Origin of the sequence: Comamonas jiangduensis (assembly GCF_030162955.1) — a bacterium.
Taxonomy (GTDB): Bacteria; Pseudomonadota; Gammaproteobacteria; order Burkholderiales; family Burkholderiaceae_C; genus Comamonas; species Comamonas jiangduensis.
In genome coordinates this window covers 1-1,363 of the sequence record NZ_JARXOV010000040.1, presented here as the reverse complement: position 1 = coordinate 1,363, position 1,363 = coordinate 1, and the positions used below count along the sequence as shown (strand labels likewise).

The 1,363-nt window shown below is 58.3% G+C and carries 1 protein-coding gene and 1 pseudogene; both read left to right on the top strand.

The annotated features are described in order from the left end of the window. Positions 1 to 728 (top strand): Mu transposase domain-containing protein (locus tag QEP12_RS16845; protein ID WP_431308110.1); only part of this gene is annotated, 728 nt, incomplete at its 5' end. Then, positions 718 to 1,363, top strand: a pseudogene (istB, locus tag QEP12_RS16840) (IS21-like element helper ATPase IstB); the annotation flags it as partial. The gene QEP12_RS16845 and the pseudogene istB, both read left to right, overlap by 11 nt.

Genomic DNA, 1,363 nt, shown 5'->3' with positions numbered 1-1,363 from the left:
GACTGCCACTCAACGAGTGGCTGGAGCAACGGTGTCAGCAGCTCTGGCAAGAGATTGCGCATGGGCAGTTACCTGGCTCACTCTCCGATGTGTGGCAGCAAGAGCGCTCTAGCTTGATGCCCATGCCTCGACCGTTTGACGGCTTTGTCGAGCATGCCAAACGGGTCTCGCCTACCTGCTTGGTGCACTTTGAGCGCAATCGCTACAGCGTGCCAGCCTCTTATGCCAACCGGCCTGTGAGCTTGCAGGTTTATGCCGACCGCCTGGTCGTCGTGGCTGAAGGCCAACTTGTCTGTGAGCACCCGCGCATCATTGAGCGCAATCACCAAGACGGTGGCCGCACGGTCTATGACTGGCGCCATTACTTGGCCGTATTGCAGCGCAAGCCCGGCGCATTGCGTAATGGCGCTCCGTTTGCCGAGCTGCCAGACGCCTTTAAACGGCTGCAAGCTTTGCTCCTGAAGCAGCCTGGTGGCGACCGTGAGATGGTGGAGGTTCTTGCCTTGGTGTTGCAGCACGATGAACAGGCCGTCCTGGCCGCTGTCGAGTTGGCCCTGGAGGATGGTGCCCCCCGCAAGACCCACATCATCAATATCTTGCACCGCCTCATTGATGGAGCGCCGCAGCCTGAGCCCATCCATTCGCCACAAGCCCTGGCCTTGATCGTTGAGCCCCAGGCCAACGTCGTGCGCTATGACCAACTCCGACAGGTGCGCCATGCGTCATGACCCCCGCGATTGCAGCGATCATCATCATGCTGCGCCAGCTCAAGATGTTTGGCATGGCTCAGGCCGTGACAGAGCTTGCCGAGCAAGGCTCTCCTGCCTTTGAAGCTGCACACCCCATACTGTCGCAACTGCTCAAGGCCGAGAGCGCAGAGCGAGAAGTGCGCTCTATTGCCTATCAGCTCAAGGCAGCCAAGTTCCCTGTTTACAGAGATCTGGCGGGCTTTGACTTTGCCCACAGCGAAGTCAATGAAGCCTTGGTGCGCAGCCTTCACCGCTGTGAATTCATCGAGAAGGCTAACAATGTGGTACTTGTCGGAGGCCCCGGTACTGGCAAGACGCACATCGCTACGGCACTGGGTATTCAGGCAATTGAGCATCACCGCCAAAGGGTGCGCTTCTTCTCTACTGTGGAATTGGTTAATGCCTTGGAGCAAGAGAAGGCACAGGGCAAAGCCGGACAGCTCGCCCACAGGCTGGTGCATACCGATCTGGTGATACTCGATGAGCTGGGCTATCTGCCCTTCAGCTCATCTGGTGGTGCGCTACTGTTCCATCTGCTCTCGACGCTTTACGAACGCACCAGCGTGGTGATCACCACCAACCTAAGCTTTAGCGAATGGGCCAGCGTGTTTGGC